Here is a 14,829-nt window from a genome sequence, read left to right as displayed (position 1 = left end):
GTGGCGGGCCCCCCTTCCACCGGGTCACACGTGACCCAGGGTCTGTGTTGCCAGCGCCACCACCAGCGGGACCACCGCGATGAGGACGAAGGCAGGCATGAAGACGGTGCCCAGTGGGATCACCAGGAACACCGGGAGTCGCGCGGCGGCTCGGTCGAGCTCTGCGGCACGGTCGCGGCGCAGGTCCGCGGCGGCCCGGCGGATCGTGTCCGCGGGCGGCGCGCCGGCGAGCTGCGCGAGGGTGAGGGCGCGGGCGGCCGGCTCCCACTGCGGCGGGAGACCACGCCAGGCGTCGATGCCGGTGACGCCCCACCGCCGGGCCGCGACGACCTGGCGCAGGTGACCGGCCAGCGGGTCGTCCACCTCGTCGGCGACGGCCTCGAGGGCGTCGGTCACGGCACAGCCGGAGTCCAGGGCCAGCGCCATCATGTCCAGCACCGCGGCCAGGTCGTCCACGTCGGCCGTGGGCTCCGGGGCCCTCCGGGCGGGCAGCAGCCCGAACAGGCGCCGCTTCGCACCGTCGCCACCCGCCCGCTCCGTCGCTGCGGCCGCGGGGTCTCCCACGGGCCCGGGAGCCGGCCAGGCCAACCCGATCGCCAGGGCCACCAGGCCCATCACCACGAGGGTCATCGGACGGCCCTCCCCCGCAGCGCCACGGTCACCAGGCGCCGCGCACCGGCCCAGCCCACGCCCAGGAGCAGCAGTCCCAGCACGGCACTGGCCAGCCCGAGCGGCTGCTCCAGGTACAGCTCCCGCGGCGACCACCCGATCATCGCGGCCCCGCCGACCCCCACCAGGGGCAGCAGCGACAGCATGTACATGGACGCCATGGCCCCCGACGCCGCCGACTGCGCCGTCTGCCGACTGGCCCGGGCTCGCCGCACCGTCTCCGCCGCGCTCGCGACCGCAGGTGCCAGCGCGGCACCGGACCGTTCGGAGAGCGACCACCCGCTGGCCACGTGGCGCAGGGCCGGGCTGTCGTGTGCCTCGGCCAGCTCCCGCCAGGCGGGACCGAGCAGTGCTCCCCGGCCAGCGGTCTCCAGCACGGGGGCGAGCCAGGGTGCGTCGGTGCCGGACTCAGCAACCAGCCGCAGGGCCGCGGCCGGTGGCAGGCCGGCGGAGAGCGCCGCAGCCAGACCCTCGAGCAGGCGCAGCACCTCCTCGTCACCGATGCGGCGACGCCCCACCCGCTGGCCGACCATTGCCGTCACCCGACGCAGACCGCCCCCGGCAGCAGCCACCGGGTCGGCGTCCAGTGCGCCGCGCAGGGACTGCACGGTGGCCTCCCGCCGCGCGGCGGCCGCACGCTGCCCGGGCAGCCGGGCCAGGCCCAGTGCCACCTCGTGGCGGGCGCGTCCGGGCCACAGGAGCAGCGCCCCTGCCACGAGCAGCCCGACCAGGAGCCCCGTCACGACGACCACCCCAGCAGTGCCTCGAACCGGTCCCAGGCGGCGGCCGGACGCAGCACCCCATCGCGCAGGTCCATCGCCGGCAGGGCGCGCACCCGCCCGTCGTCGTCGGGCACGAACACCCCCACCTGGGCCAGGACACGCCGCTCGGGGAGCCGCTTGACGTGCAGCACGCAGTCCAGCGCCGAGCCGAGCTGGGCGTGCACTGCAGCCGGCGTCATGTCCGCCAACGCTCCCAGCGCCTCGAAGCGCGCCACCACGTCCTCGATGGCGTTCGCGTGCAGGGTCCCGCAGCCGCCCTCGTGACCGGTGTTCAGCGCCGAGAGCAGCTCGCGCATCTCCGGGCCCCGCACCTCGCCCACCACCACCCGGTCCGGGCGCATGCGCAGGGACTGCTTGACCAGGTGGGTCATGTCGATGGCGCCGCGCCCCTCGACGTTGGCCGAGCGGGACTGCATGCGCACCACGTGCGGATGCTGCACCGCCAGCTCGCGGACGTCCTCCACCACCAGGATCCGGTCACCCGGTTCCACCATGCTCAACAGCGTGGCCAGCAGCGTGGTCTTGCCGCTCCCGGTGCCCCCGGAGACCACGAACGCCAGCCGCCGCTCCACCACGGCCCGCAGCACCCGCGCGCCCAGCTCGTCCACGGTGCCCAGGCGCAGCATCTCCTCGATGCTGGGGACCACCTCCCGCGGGACGCGCAGCGACAGGTGCGCCGCACCGTCGACCAGCGGGGGCAGTACCGCGTGCAGGCGGATTCCTCCGGGAAGCAGGCCGTCCACACACGGCGCCGTGTCGTCCAGCCGCCGGCCGGCCAGTCCTGCCAGCCGCACTGCGAGCGCCCGCACCTCCTCGGCGGATCCGACCCGGGTGGTGTCCCGTTCCAGGCCCCGCCCGCGATCGACCCACACCCCCTCGGTGCCGTTCACCAGCACGTCCGTCACCCCGGGCTCACCCAGCACCCGCTCCAGCGGGCCCGCTCCCAGCACCTGACGTCCCAGTCGCTCGCTGCGCTGCCGGACGCCACGGTCCCCCAGCCGCAGGCGCTGCGCACCTGCCACCTCGCCGACCGTCTGGACACTCGGGGAGCGCCCGTCGGCGATCTGGCGCCGGATCCCCTGCAGCGCACTCATGCCGGCACCCCCACGAGGCCGAGCAGCACCTCATCGGCCAGCTGCTGCACCGGTCCGGGCACCGAGCCCACCGGGCTCCCCTCCAGCTCGCAGCGCCCCACCGAGGGGTCCTGCGCCAGGGCCCCGGCCACCGGGTGACCGGCCACGTCCTGCACCGCCTGCACCAGACCACGGCCGGGCCTGCCACCCCGCAGCACCAGCGAGGTCTCCCCCGGCACCACCCCCAGGGCACCGCGCAGGGCCGGGGCCACGGCCACGGTGCCGGGGGCCTCGCCCACCAGCACGGTCAGCGAGTGGCACCAGCTGGCCCACCCCAGGAAGTCCGGTGCCCCCATGGGCGGCAGGTCCACCACCACCAGGTCGGCCACCCCCGCCACGGCCCGGCGAGCATGGTGCACCACGTGCCGCGGCAGGTCGGCCCAGCTGCCCTCCCCGATGCCGTCCCGCGCCAGCAGGCGCACCCCGTGGGCCTGCGGCAGGGCCGCCACCAGCTCGTCGCCGGGCAGGTCCCCGTCGCTGCGGACCAGGTCGTCCCAGTGCAGTCCGCGCACCGACTCCATGCCCAGCGCCACGGCGAGGGCGGTACCCCATCGGGAGGTGTCCACGGCCACCGTCCGCGCCCCGGTGGAGGCGCCGCGCAGGGCCACCGCCGCCGCCAGGGTGGATGCCCCCAGGCCGCCGGTGGCTGCTCCGATGCCGATCACGTGTGCCGTCATGACCACGACGATGCGGCCTGCGGCGCACCCCCTGCCGGGCGCCCCGAGCACCCCTGTGGACGGGCACCCACCGCCCTCAGGAGGACCGGGCCGGTCGGCTCCCGGGCACAGGGGCCAGCAGGTCCCGGGTGAGGCGGTCAGTAGTAGACGGCCAGGCGCCCCTGGGGGCCGTCCACACAGGTGACCGGCGTCTCGAAGACGCGCGAGAGCAGGTCGTCGCGCAGGATCTCGTCGGGGCTGCCGAACTCCTCCACGGCCCCGTCCTTCATCACGCAGATGTGGTCGGCGTAGTGCCCGGCGAAGTTGATGTCGTGCAGCACGATCACGATGGTGCGCCCCAGCTCGTCGGCCGCCCGGCGCAGGTGCTGCATCATCACCACCGCATGGCGCATGTCCAGGTTGTTCAGCGGCTCGTCCAGCAGCACGTAGTCGGTGTCCTGGCAGAGAACCATCGCGACGTACGCACGCTGCCGCTGACCTCCGGAGAGCTCGTCCAGGTAGCGCCCCTGCAGCGGGGTGAGGTCGAAGAAGGCGATCGACCGGTCGATCAGCTCCTCGTCCCGCGCGGTCAACCGACCCCCGCTGTACGGGAAGCGCCCCAGCCCCACCAGCTGGCGCACGGTCAGACGGGTGATGAAGTGGTTCTCCTGCCGCAGCACCGAGACCACCTTGGCCAGCTGCTTGGACGGCGTACGGGCCACGTCGTGCCCACCGATGGTCGTCGTCCCCGCATCGCTGCCCAGCAACCGCCCCATGATGGTCAGCAGGGTGGACTTGCCCGCGCCGTTGGGGCCCACCAGAGCGGTGATGCCCCCGGTGGGGATGGTGACGTCCACCGGCCCGATGCGGACCTCGCTGGTGTAGTCCTTGCGGACCCCACTGACCTCGATCACAACGTTCCCTTCCGCAGGATGATGAACAGGAAGGCCGAGCCCCCGACCACCTCGATGAGGATGGAGACCGCGCCCTCGGCGTAGAAGACGTGCTTGAGCACCACGTAGGCGCCGGCCAGCACCACGAAGCCCAGCAGGCTCGCCATGGGGAGCACGTAGCGGTGGTCCCAGGTGCCGGCCAGCTGGTAGCTCAGCATGGCCACGAGGAAGCCCAGGAAGGTCAGCGGACCCACCAGGGCGGTGGAGGTGGCCATCAGCACCGAGACCAGGAAGAGGGTGATGAGCACCTCGCGCCGGTGGTCCAGCCCCAGGTTGGTGGAGACGTCGCGCCCCAGGCCCACCAGGTTGAGCCGGCGGCTGCGCCACCACAGCGCCCCGGAGGCCAGCACGCACAGCGGGATGGCCAGCGGCAGGTAGGAGGCGTCCGCGTTGGAGACCGAGCCGAAGAGCCGGGCGGTCAGCACGTCGAAGTCGCTGGGGGTCAGCAGGCGCTGCATGAAGGTGCTCAGCGAGCCCAGTCCGCCGCCCAGGATGATGCCGACCAGCAGCATCACGTGCATGTTGCCCCGGCGGCCGGTGAGCAGCCAGCCGTACAGCATCATGGCGAAACCGACCATGAGGAGCACCGTCAGTGCGAACTGGGGCCACCCCTGCAGGCGCACGATGCCGGCGGCGCCCAGGAAGTAGACCGCGGCCGTGCTGATGGCCACGTAGAGCGCCTCGAAACCCATGATCGATGGGGTGATGATGCGGTTGTTCGCCGCCGACTGGAAGGCCACGGTGGCCGCTCCCTGGCAGACGACGACCACCATGATCACCACGAGGTTGGTGGCGCGCATCTCGGCGATCCGCCAGAACCCGGGGCTGCCGTACGGCAGCGGGTTGTCCCAGGCCACCATGCCCGCCGCGATCGCGAGGGCGAGCAGCCCCAGCACCGCCATCACCACGGCGTAGCGGGTGCGGTCTCCCCCGGTGGGGAAGGGCCCCGAGCCGCTGACCGGTCCCCGCCACCGCTGGTGGGTGCGGGCGTCGGTGGCGGCGTCGGCCGGGGAGGTGGACGCCTGTGGGGACCCGGTGTGCGCGGTGAGCTCAGACACGACGCCTCCCCAGCAGCAGGCCGATGAACACCGCGGCGCCGACGATGCCCAGGATCACCGAGACGGGAAGCTCGAAGGGGGCGATGAGGGTGCGCGCGAGCAGGTCGCAGACGGTCACGATGGCCACCCCCAGCAGGCACACCCACGGCAGGTTGGAGCGCAGGTCGTCACCCCGCCACATCGAGACGATGTTGGGCACGATGAGGCCCAGGAAGGGCAGGTTGCCGATCACCACGGTGACCACACCGGTGGCGACGGCGATGAGCGCCGTGCCCAGCAGCATCACTGCGCGGTAGTTCAGGCCCACGTTGGTGGCGACGTCCTCGCCCAGCCCGGCGACGGTGAAGCGGTCGGCCACCACGAACACGGCCACGACCACGAGCCCGACCACCCAGAGCACCTCGTACTGACCGCGCAGCACGGAGGTGAAGCTGCCGGCGAACCAGACCCCGAGGCTCTGCAGCGCGTCGTTCGCCAGGGCGATGTAGCTGGTCACGGCCCCCACGACCGCCCCGAGCATGATGCCCACGATGGGCACCACCAACGATGAGGTGAGCCGCACCCTCCGCAGGAACAGGAAGAACACCATGGTGCCGACGAAGGCCATGGTGATGGCGCCCACCATCCGCAGCAGCAGCCCGGAGGTGGGGAAGAACAGCAGCATCAGCAGCAGTCCCAGCCCGGCCCACTCGGTGGTGCCCACGGTGGTGGGCTCCACGAAGCGGTTCTGGGTGAGCATCTGCATCACCAGGCCGCACATCGCCATCGCGGCCCCGGCGAGCACCAGGGCGACGGTCCGCGGGATGCGGGTGATGCCGAACATCTCCCGGCCCAGCTCGCTGCCGTCCAGCACGTCGACCACCCCGGTGAACAGGGAGAGCACGAGCAGGGCGGCGACGCCGAGGGCGCCGAGCAGCAGCCAGGGGTCGACCAGACGGCCCTTGTCCCGAGGGGCAGGGGCCGTCTGGTCGATCGTGGTGCTGTCGATCAACCCTTGTCCCCCAGGCCGTCCGCGACGGTGGCCAGGAACTCGGTGTAGGTCTGGATGCCCTCGTTCACGTACGTGTCCTTGGGCATGTAGAAGACGTGGCCGTTCTTCACCGCCGGGACGTCCTTGAGGGCCTCGGACTTCTCGATGATCTCGGCGGCGGGCTGGAAGCCCTCCTCGTCGGCGGCCACGGCGGCGTCGCGGTCCATGACCAGGATGATGTCCGGGTTGGACTCGGCGATGGCCTCCACGGAGACGTCGTCGCCCTGGTGGTCGTCGCTGCCGCCCTCGACCTCGAGGGCCGGGGTCAGGCCGAGGATGTCGAACAGCGGCCCGATGGTGCGACCGTTGCTCGGGGCCACGTAGCCCAGCTCGCCACCGGAGGTGATCAGACCCATGACGGTCTGCTCGGAGTCGTAGGCCTTCTTGACCCGCTCGATCTCGGCGTCCAGGGCCTTGTTCAGCTCCTCGGCCTCGGAGCTCTTGTCGAAGATCTCGCCCAGGGCCGTCGTCTGACGCTTGAGCTCGGAGTCCAGCCCCTCACCCTCGCGCGGGTCGAGCTCCACGATGGTGGCGTCCGGCACCAGCTTCTCGAAGTCGCCCTTGAACTGGGCGAAGCGGGAGCCGTTGAGCACCAGCTCCGGCTCGGCGGCGACGACGGCCTCGAGGTCGGGCTCGCGGTGGGTGCCCAGGTCCACGACGTCCTCGGAGGTCTTGTAGCCCAGGCCCTCGGGGACCAGGCGCTTCGGGGCGGCCTTCAGCTCCACACCCCAGGAGTCCAGCGTCTCGAAGATGCCGTTGTCCGTGGCCACCACGTTCTTCGGCGGGCTCGCGACCTCCTGCGTGCCGTGGTTGTCCTCCACGCTGACCGTGCCCGCGGCCTGCTCACCCGAGCCGGACCCCGAGTTCCCGCCGGCCTCGGCGGAGTCCTCGGCCCCGCAGGCGGTGACGGAGAGGGCTGCGACGGACAGGAGGACGAACCCCCGCGTCAGGTGGGAACGCTGCATGGTGTGGCCTTTCGGGCGAACGGTCGCTCTCGCGATGACGGGAGGAGCATAGCCTTACCTAAGCGGTGTCTGTCACACCCCGGCACGTCAGCCTTGGGACACGACGAACCCCCCGGGAAAAGGTGAAGGCCCCAGCCGGGGGGGCAGCTGGGGCCTTCGGCGCGCCATGCCCTGGGGGGGAAAGGCAGGTGCGCCGCGCGCTCAACCCGAAGGGAGCGCGCTGGAAATATGATGCACCCCGTGCCGGGCAAATGCAAGTGGCACCCTCACTCGACCCGCGGCAGCCTCCCGGCGCGCACCGCATCGGCCAGCCGCTCGCCGGCCCGCGCACCGCCCACGACGGCGTCGCACACGTGCCGCATCCACAGGGCCACACCGTCCGCGGTGCCGCCCGCATAGGCGGTGAGGGCACCCAGGTACTCCATGCCACCACCGGGGCGATGGCCGGCCTCCACGACGGCCACCCCCATCGGGTCCAGCCCCCGGGAGCGCACCACGGCCCGCTGCACGGCCCGGGCCACCAGGCCGTTGCCGCGCACGAAGGGGCGCAGGGTCACGATCTCGGCGTGGGCCACCGCCGCCACCAGCACCGCGGGCACCAGCGGCGGCGCCGCCAGCACCTCCCGCAGACCGCCGAGCCGGGCGTGCACCACCTCCACCGGGGGCAAGGGGCCGATCTCCGTGAACTCCGGCACCTGCTCCCCCTCGCGCCGCGGGCGCCCCAGCGCCTCGTCCTCCACCAGCCCGCGGGCGGCCGCGGTGTGCAGGCGGGCGAGCACCTGGCTGGGCGAGGTGGCCAGCAGCGACTCCAGGTGGGCGGCCTCCTCGGTGGCGCGGATGGCGCCACGCACCACCGCCTCCACGGGGTCCGGATCCTCCCCCCAGTCGCGGGCGCCCACCATCGCCTCCCGCACCCAGTCGACCGGCAGCTCGGCCCCCTCCAACGATGCCGAGGCCCACGCCCCGTGCACGCGCGCCTCGGTGGCGCACTCCGCAGAACGCCGCCGCAGGCCCTCGTGCCAGCGCAGCTCGGTGCACGCGTCCCGCGCCGCATCGGCCCCCGCCCGCACGCCGGGGAGGTCCAGCAGTCCCGACAGTGGATGGGACGAGGAGGGCACCGAGAGGGAGATCATGGAGGCCAAGCGTAGGGACCCACGCACAGCAGCTCCGAAGGTGAGCCGCGCCACCCCTCGGGGTGGCAGGTGGCGCTCTGGCCCGCCAGCACGCACAATCGAGGGCAGACTCGCATAGAGTGACAGCAGTGACGACGAACCGACGACGGGAGTAGTCATGGCCACCCCGGCCTCCAAGACCCACGATTCCACGACCCGCACCGAGCGGTCTGCCGCCCGCGCCACCACGACCAACGGCGAGCGCACGATCGGCCAGATCGTCAGCGACGCGACCACGAACGCCCAGACCCTGGTCCGCGACGAGATTGCGCTGGCCAAGGCCGAGATCAACGCCGACGTGCAGAAGGGCGTCAAGACCGGCATCGGCTTCGGCATCGCAGCCTTCTTCGGCTTCTTCGCCTTCATGATGTTCCTGTTCGCCGCCGCGTGGGGCATCGCCACCGTGCTGCCCACCTGGGCCGCCTTCCTCATCGTGGGCGGCATCCTGCTCCTGATCACGATCGTCGGCGCGCTCTTCGGCATGGCGCAGATGAAGAAGATCAAGGGCAAGCCGCAGGAGGCCATCGCGGCCGCCCAGCGCACCCAGCACACGCTGACGGACGCGGCGAACCCGAACGCCACCACCCCGCGTCGCTGACCACACCGGTCACCGGACGCCCGCACGACGGCGGTCACCCCACCGGGGTGACCGCCGTCGTCGCGTCCGGCGACCGGGGCGGTGGGAGAGGGGGCTCAGCGGTAGTCGACGGGCACGTCCCGCACGTCGCCGACGTCCCACGGGCGGTCCACCCCACCCAGCTGCAGCACCGTCGAGAGCAACCACCCGGTGTACCCCCAGACGAACAGCCCGTCCACGGCGAAGCCCGGGGTGGTCCGGTCGAAGCCCGGGAGCCGCGCGGTGAACCGGTGGGCCGGGTCCACCAGCTCCTCCACCGGCACCGTGTGGACGCTGGCCACCTCGATCTCACTGCCCACGCCGATGGGGTGCGGCTGCTCCCACCAGCCCACCACGGGGGTGACCGGGCGGAAGCTCGGCGCCACCGGGAGCTCCGGGAACTGCGCGGCCACCCGCACGCTCGCGGGCTCCAGACGGACCTCCTCGTGCCCCTCCCGCAGGGCGGCCTGCTGGGCGTCCTCCCCCGCATCGATACCGCCGCCGGGGAAGGAGACCTGCCCGGCGTGGGAGCTGAGGCGGGAGGAGCGCCGGGTGAGGACGATCCCCTCGGGGCCCACCAGCACCAGCACGGCTGCCGGGCGCGAGCGCGGCACCTCCTCGCGGCTCCGCGGACGGGCAAGCGGCCGGGCGAGGTGCTCGGTCGACGCGGCGTCGATGCGGCCCTGCAGGCCCTCCACCCACGCCGGGGCGGCCACCGGCCCACCGGATGCGGGGCCGCTGGGGCTCACAGCACCACCCGGCCGTCCACCGGCTCCTGACCCCGGGCACGCGGGGGCAGCAGTGCGGGGTCGTCGGGGAGGAACTCCACCGGCACCTCCCCCTTCACCATCGACCACGCCTGCTTCGCGCCGGTCACGCCCGTCTCGGACGAGGGGCACCATCGCGCCACCGGGCATGCCCCGCAGGCGGGGCGTCGCGAGTGACACACACGCCGGCCGTGGAAGATGAGCGTGTGCGAGAGGTTCGTCCACTCCTTGCGCGGCATCAGCTCGGCGATGGCGTGCTCCACCTTCACCGGGTCGGTCTCGGTGGTCCACCCCATCCGACGCACCAGCCGGCCGAAGTGGGTGTCCACCGTGAGCCCCGGCGTGTCGAAGGCGTTGCCCAGCACCACGTTCGCCGTCTTGCGCCCCACCCCCGGCAGCTTCACCAGGTCACGCATCCGCGGCGGCACCTCGCCACCGTGGTGCTCCACCAGCGCCTGCGCCAGGCCGATGATGGAGCGCGTCTTGGCGCGGTAGAAGCCGGTGCGCTTGATGAGCACCTCCACCTCGGCAGGATCGGCGGCCGCCAGCGACACCGCATCGGGATGACGGGCGAACAGGCCCGGCGTGACGGCGTTGACCGCCACGTCCGTGGTCTGCGCCGACATCACGGTGGCCACCAGCAGCTCGAAGGGGTTGCGGAAGTCCAGCTCGCACTCGGCATCCGGGTGGCGCTCGGTCAGGACGCGGTACATCCTGCGGGCCCGCCGGGTCCGGGCCAGGGGGGTCTCGGAGTGCGTGGAGGCAGCGGAGTCTGACACGGAAGCAGGGTAGTCGCAGGGGGGTGCCCCGGGCTGCGGCGAGGATCACCCCCGGCATGAGTGCGCGTCAGACAGAGAGAGGTTCGGTCGCCCGGCGGATCGAGGGAGGCCTGGCGGGCAGCCTCGTACCGGCCCGGAGGTCATGGCCCAGTTCGAGGGCTGAGTCAACCACCCATTTCAGGGGGGTACCGGTGTCCCGGCCCCGTGAACGAGGGTGGAGACACCGGCAGGGAAACAGTCCCCGCTGGCGATCCACTCCAGAGAAGGGACACGACATGCACACCACTCTGAACCCCACCGTCCGCACCACCCTGGCAGGCCTGCTGGCTGTGGGCGGCCTGGCCCTGGCCGGCACGACGGCCCACGCCGTCGAGGGTGAGGTGGGCCCGGAGACCACCCAGCGCTTCGGCGGCCCCCGCCTGGAGGCCGAGCGCGGCGAGTCCACCGAGCAGGCCACCTGGTCGCAGGGCGAGCAGCTGAAGATCCTGTGCCACGAGCGCTCGGGCGAGCCCATCCACGGCTACTACGACGGCACCTCCGACATCTACTACCTCACCGCCGACGGCGGCTGGGTGGCCGACATCGACCTCTACACCGGCAGCAACGAGCCCGTGGTGCCCGGGTGCACCCCGGAGCAGAAGGTGGCCGGCTTCTCCGACTACTGGGTGGGCAACCTCGCCGACATCGACGGCGCGTACGGGGCCCAGTGCGTCGACCTCTGGTCGATGTACGCCCACGACGTCTGGGGCGCGGAGCGCGTCCCGATGGGTGGCGACATGGGTGCCCACAACATCTGGACGAACGACCGCTTCGACGCCTCGAAGTTCCGCAAGCTGAGCGCCGACGAGGGCCCGCGGGCCGGTGACGTGGCCGTCTTCGGCACGGGCATCGACGGCCAGTACGGGCACGTCGCCATCGTGACCGGTGTTGAGGGCAGCACCGTCACCACCATCGAACAGAACGCGGACGGGACCGCCGCGGACCCGGTGCAGGAGGGCACGGTGAACCAGGAGCACCTGATCGGCTACCTGCGCCCCCTCACCTGAGCTGGCGGGACCGGAGCGGCCCGGTGGTCCTGCGGGTACCACCCCGCAGGACCACCTCACCCACCGACCCTGTGAGGCGTGGCACACTGCAGGCGTGGACCTCGACATCGTGACCCGTTCGCCCCTGTTCGCCGGACTGGACGAGCCTGCTGCCGCCGCCCTGCTGGAGCTCACCGACCGTGAGACCTTCAAGCGGGGCCAGGTCATCTTCAACGAAGGCGACCCGGGCGAGAAGCTCTACGTGATCGCCGCCGGCAAGCTCAAGCTCTCGCGTTCCAGCCACGACGGCCGCGAGAACCTGTTGGCCGTGCTCGGCCCCGGCGAGATCATCGGTGAGATCAGCTTCTTCGACCCGGGGCCCCGCACCGCCTCGGCCATCACCGTGAGCGACACCGAGGTGCTCTCGCTGGCGCACGGCCACCTGCGCGGCTTCCTGCGTGACAACACCCAGGCCTCCGTCGCGATGCTGGGGGCTCTGGCCCACCGCCTGCGCCGCACCAACGACAACGTGGCCGACCTGGTGTTCACCGACGTCCCCGGCCGTGTGGCCAAGGCGCTGCTGGACCTCGCCGAGCGCTTCGGCGTGGACGACGGCAACGGCCTGCTGGTGCAGCACGAGCTGACCCAGGAGGAGCTGGCCCAGCTGGTCGGCGCCAGCCGCGAGACGGTCAACAAGGCCCTGGCAGACTTCGCCTCCCGCGGATGGCTCCGCCTGGAGGCCCGATCCGTGCGGCTGCTGGAGGTCGAGCGCCTGCGCAAGCGCGCCCGCTGACCTCGCCCGCACACCTGCCGCTGCGGGGCCCGTCCCAGCCCTGCACCCGGCAGTCCTGAGCCCTCGCCAGTCCCTGCACTGGCGGGGGCTCAGCGCTGGGTGCGGAGGTACTCCAACTGTGCGAGCACGGTGAGGCGGGCCGCGGGCCAGACCTCGCGGGGCACGTCGGCGTAGACCACGCGCACCACCGCATCGGCCAGGTCCTCGCCCAGCCCCGGCGTGACCTCGTCGGCCGCCGCGGCCACCTGCTCCAACCGCTGCGCCCGGTGCTGGCGGTACCAGGCCACCACCCCGGCGGCGTCGGCCACGAAGGGCCCGTGACCCGGCAGCAGCGAGGAGACCTCGCCGGAACCGGTGAGCCGCTCGATGCGTTCCAGGGAGTCCAGGTAGTCCGCCAGGTCCCCGTCGGGGTGCGCCACCACGGTGGAGCCACGACCCAGCACGGTGTCACCCGTGAGCAGCCGGTTCTCCGCCGGCAGCACGAAGCTCACCGAGTCCGAGGTGTGACCCGGTGTGGGCACGACGACCAGCTCCAGGCCGCCGACCGAGAGGTGGTCGCCGGCCACCAGGTCGTCGTCACCGCCGGCGACGGCCGCGCGGCGCACCGGGGCCCCCGTCAGGCGGTGGAAGGTGTCCGCCCCCTCGGCGTGGTCGGCGTGCCCGTGGGTGAGCAGCGTGAGGGCCACCCGCGCTCCCCGGGCCTCCACCTCGTCCACGATGCGGGCCAGGTGCTCCGGGTGCTCGGGACCGGGGTCCACCACGACCACCTCGTCCGAGCCGGGCTCGGACAGCAGCCAGGTGTTGGTGCCGTCCAGCGTCATCGGCGAGGGGTTCGGACAGAGCAGACAGGTGGCCCGCTCACTGAGCGTGCCGCCGGTCCACTCATCGCCGTCGGGCAGGTGGCTCTTCCCCGAGCGCACGCCTCAGCGCTCCCAGGGGCAACGCATCGCCAGACCGTCGGGGAAGCGCTCGTCCACCTCGACCTCCTCCGGCCAGGGCATCACCTCGGGCACGGCGGCGCGGTCGGCGAGGACCTCCTGGGCACTGTCCGCGGCGCTGAGCTCCTCGAGGGCGGCGATGGTGGGCGGCAGCATGAGGCCCGGGTCGGCAGCCAGCCGCTCCAACACCTGCGCGGGCACCTCCCAGGATGCGGAGACCGCCTCGCTGGTGCCGTCGTCCGGCTCCTGGCCCTGGGGGATGCGGGCGGCGAAGAACCACGTGTCGTAGCGGCGTGGCTCGCACTCGGGGGTCGTCCAGTGGTCGCGGACGGCCAGGCACTCGGTGCGCACCGTCAGCCCCTGCTCGGCGAGGAAGTCGCTGAAGGACAGCTCGCGCGCGTCGACCCGGCGACGCCCCTCCTCGATGGGGGGTGCACTCGCCTCGGCCTCGGTCACCGGGCGGCCGTCGGGGTGGGCGGCCAGCAGCACGCCGGTCTCCTCGAACACCTCGCGGGCCGCGGCGAGCACCAGCTGCTGCGCCGTCGCGGGGGTGGTGCCCGGCATCCGCGCCGACCACTCCTCGGGTGTGGGGCCGGACCAGGCGGTCTCCACCACCTCGTCGCGGGCATCCACCCCACCGCCGGGGAAGACCATCATGTTGGGCGCGAACGCCATCGTGGAGGCGCGGGTCTGCATGAAGACCTCCACCCCCTGGGCGCCGTCGCGCACCACGAGCACCGTGGCCGCGGGGCGGGCCGGCACGGGCTCGGGGCGGTTGGCCGGGGCGGTGTCCATCCACTCCCGCACCGTCGGCACCAGGGCCGGCGGCATCGGGAAGTCACGGTACGGCCGGGGCACGTCAGTCCCGGACGGCCAGGACGACCTCGACCTCGACCGGGGCGCCGAGCGGCAGCGCGGCCACGCCCACGGCGGAGCGGGCGTGCTGGCCGGCCTCGCCGAAGGCGGTGGCCATGAGCTCGCTGGCGCCGTTGACCACGGCGGGCTGGCCGGCGAAACCGGCCTCGCTGGCCACGAAGCCCACCACCTTCACGACGCGCTCGATGCGGTCCAGGTCGCCCACCACGGACCTGGCCGCGGCCAGGGCGTTCACGGCGCAGATCTGGGCCAGCTCGGCGGCGCGCTCGGGGGTCACGGTGCCCACGCCCTCACCGACCACACCGGTCCCCGCGAGGGAACCGGACACCATCGGCAGCTGGCCGGAGGTGTAGACCAGCCCCGCGTGCTCGGTGGCCGGCACGTAGGAGGCCACGGGGGCTGCGACCTCGGGGATCTCGATGCCGGCCTCGGCCAGGCGCTGCTCGACGGCCCCCATCAGGCGGCCTTCTCCCGCTTCATGTAGGCCACGGGGTTGGTGCCCTCGGGGCCGGGGATGACGGTGACGAGCTCCCACCCGTCCTCACCCCACTGGTCGAGGATCTGCTTGGTCGCGTGGACGATCAACGGAACGGTGGCGTACTCCCATGTGCGCATGG

Annotated in this window: 18 protein-coding genes; 3 read left to right on the top strand and 15 right to left on the bottom strand. The window is 72.9% G+C overall.

What is annotated here, in order from left to right:
* Positions 1 to 24: 24 nt before the first annotated feature.
* From ACEY2A_RS10230 to ACEY2A_RS10190, 9 genes are all read right to left on the bottom strand, one after another.
* Positions 25 to 630 (bottom strand): type II secretion system F family protein, encoded by a 606-nt coding sequence (locus tag ACEY2A_RS10230; RefSeq protein WP_374928474.1) that lies wholly within the window; start codon positions 628 to 630, stop codon positions 25 to 27.
* Positions 627 to 1,412, bottom strand: a complete 786-nt coding sequence (locus ACEY2A_RS10225) for a type II secretion system F family protein (protein ID WP_374928473.1) — start codon at positions 1,410 to 1,412, stop codon at positions 627 to 629. The genes ACEY2A_RS10230 and ACEY2A_RS10225 overlap by 4 nt, the downstream gene beginning before the upstream one ends.
* The gene (locus ACEY2A_RS10220) at positions 1,409 to 2,545 is read right to left on the bottom strand and encodes a TadA family conjugal transfer-associated ATPase (RefSeq protein WP_374928472.1); all 1,137 of its coding nucleotides are present in this window, start codon (positions 2,543 to 2,545) and stop codon (positions 1,409 to 1,411) included. Before ACEY2A_RS10220 ends, ACEY2A_RS10225 begins: the two co-directional genes overlap by 4 nt.
* The gene (locus tag ACEY2A_RS10215; RefSeq protein WP_374928471.1) at positions 2,542 to 3,261 is read right to left on the bottom strand and encodes a hypothetical protein; all 720 of its coding nucleotides are present in this window, start codon (positions 3,259 to 3,261) and stop codon (positions 2,542 to 2,544) included. Before ACEY2A_RS10215 ends, ACEY2A_RS10220 begins: the two co-directional genes overlap by 4 nt.
* 137 nt (positions 3,262 to 3,398) lie before the next feature.
* Positions 3,399 to 4,154 (bottom strand): ABC transporter ATP-binding protein, encoded by a 756-nt coding sequence (locus ACEY2A_RS10210; protein ID WP_374928470.1) that lies wholly within the window; start codon positions 4,152 to 4,154, stop codon positions 3,399 to 3,401.
* Complete coding sequence (locus ACEY2A_RS10205; RefSeq protein ID WP_374928469.1) at positions 4,151 to 5,251, bottom strand: iron chelate uptake ABC transporter family permease subunit; 1,101 nt, start codon at positions 5,249 to 5,251, stop codon at positions 4,151 to 4,153. The genes ACEY2A_RS10210 and ACEY2A_RS10205 overlap by 4 nt, the downstream gene beginning before the upstream one ends.
* On the bottom strand, positions 5,244 to 6,242 hold the full coding sequence (locus ACEY2A_RS10200) for an ABC transporter permease (protein WP_374928468.1): 999 nt from the start codon (positions 6,240 to 6,242) through the stop codon (positions 5,244 to 5,246). Before ACEY2A_RS10200 ends, ACEY2A_RS10205 begins: the two co-directional genes overlap by 8 nt.
* Positions 6,239 to 7,246, bottom strand: a complete 1,008-nt coding sequence (locus tag ACEY2A_RS10195; RefSeq protein WP_374928467.1) for a siderophore ABC transporter substrate-binding protein — start codon at positions 7,244 to 7,246, stop codon at positions 6,239 to 6,241. Before ACEY2A_RS10195 ends, ACEY2A_RS10200 begins: the two co-directional genes overlap by 4 nt.
* Positions 7,247 to 7,512: 266 nt before the next feature.
* The gene (locus ACEY2A_RS10190; RefSeq protein ID WP_374928466.1) at positions 7,513 to 8,379 is read right to left on the bottom strand and encodes a hypothetical protein; all 867 of its coding nucleotides are present in this window, start codon (positions 8,377 to 8,379) and stop codon (positions 7,513 to 7,515) included.
* Positions 8,380 to 8,536: 157 nt separating this feature from the next.
* Here ACEY2A_RS10190 and ACEY2A_RS10185 point away from each other — a divergent pair, with 157 nt between their 5' ends.
* A complete protein-coding gene (locus tag ACEY2A_RS10185; RefSeq protein WP_374928465.1) occupies positions 8,537 to 9,016 on the top strand; it encodes a phage holin family protein in 480 nt (159 codons plus the stop codon).
* Positions 9,017 to 9,111: 95 nt separating this feature from the next.
* Here the strand turns inward: ACEY2A_RS10185 and ACEY2A_RS10180 are convergent, their stop codons facing one another.
* Positions 9,112 to 9,783 (bottom strand): NUDIX hydrolase, encoded by a 672-nt coding sequence (locus ACEY2A_RS10180; protein ID WP_374928464.1) that lies wholly within the window; start codon positions 9,781 to 9,783, stop codon positions 9,112 to 9,114.
* On the bottom strand, positions 9,780 to 10,514 hold the full coding sequence (gene nth / locus ACEY2A_RS10175; protein WP_374929996.1) for an endonuclease III: 735 nt from the start codon (positions 10,512 to 10,514) through the stop codon (positions 9,780 to 9,782). The genes ACEY2A_RS10180 and nth overlap by 4 nt, the downstream gene beginning before the upstream one ends.
* 341 nt (positions 10,515 to 10,855) lie before the next feature.
* On the opposite strand from nth, the gene ACEY2A_RS10170 reads away from it, so the two are divergent.
* The gene (locus ACEY2A_RS10170; RefSeq protein ID WP_374928463.1) at positions 10,856 to 11,626 is read left to right on the top strand and encodes a CHAP domain-containing protein; all 771 of its coding nucleotides are present in this window, start codon (positions 10,856 to 10,858) and stop codon (positions 11,624 to 11,626) included.
* 94 nt (positions 11,627 to 11,720) lie between these two features.
* Positions 11,721 to 12,398 carry a Crp/Fnr family transcriptional regulator gene (locus ACEY2A_RS10165; RefSeq protein ID WP_374928462.1) on the top strand — a complete coding sequence of 226 codons (678 nt, stop codon included), beginning with the start codon at positions 11,721 to 11,723 and terminating at the stop codon, positions 12,396 to 12,398.
* A gap of 89 nt (positions 12,399 to 12,487) precedes the next feature.
* On the opposite strand, the gene ACEY2A_RS10160 is transcribed toward ACEY2A_RS10165, so the two are convergent.
* From ACEY2A_RS10160 to ACEY2A_RS10145, 4 genes are all read right to left on the bottom strand, one after another.
* Positions 12,488 to 13,219 carry an MBL fold metallo-hydrolase gene (locus tag ACEY2A_RS10160; RefSeq protein ID WP_374929995.1) on the bottom strand — a complete coding sequence of 244 codons (732 nt, stop codon included), beginning with the start codon at positions 13,217 to 13,219 and terminating at the stop codon, positions 12,488 to 12,490.
* A 102-nt stretch (positions 13,220 to 13,321) separates the two neighbouring features.
* Complete coding sequence (locus ACEY2A_RS10155; RefSeq protein WP_374928461.1) at positions 13,322 to 14,167, bottom strand: NUDIX hydrolase; 846 nt, start codon at positions 14,165 to 14,167, stop codon at positions 13,322 to 13,324.
* A 28-nt stretch (positions 14,168 to 14,195) separates the two neighbouring features.
* Positions 14,196 to 14,669 (bottom strand): RidA family protein, encoded by a 474-nt coding sequence (locus ACEY2A_RS10150; protein WP_374928460.1) that lies wholly within the window; start codon positions 14,667 to 14,669, stop codon positions 14,196 to 14,198.
* Positions 14,669 to 14,827: a hypothetical protein gene (locus tag ACEY2A_RS10145; RefSeq protein ID WP_374928459.1), complete on the bottom strand. Its 159-nt coding sequence runs from the start codon at positions 14,825 to 14,827 to the stop codon at positions 14,669 to 14,671. The genes ACEY2A_RS10150 and ACEY2A_RS10145 overlap by 1 nt, the downstream gene beginning before the upstream one ends.
* Between the last annotated feature and the right edge of the window lie 2 nt (positions 14,828 to 14,829).

Origin of the sequence: Kytococcus sedentarius, assembly GCF_041937525.1 — a bacterium.
GTDB lineage: Bacteria > Actinomycetota > Actinomycetes > Actinomycetales > Dermatophilaceae > Kytococcus > Kytococcus sedentarius_A.
This window is presented reverse-complemented; position numbering and strand designations above follow the sequence as displayed.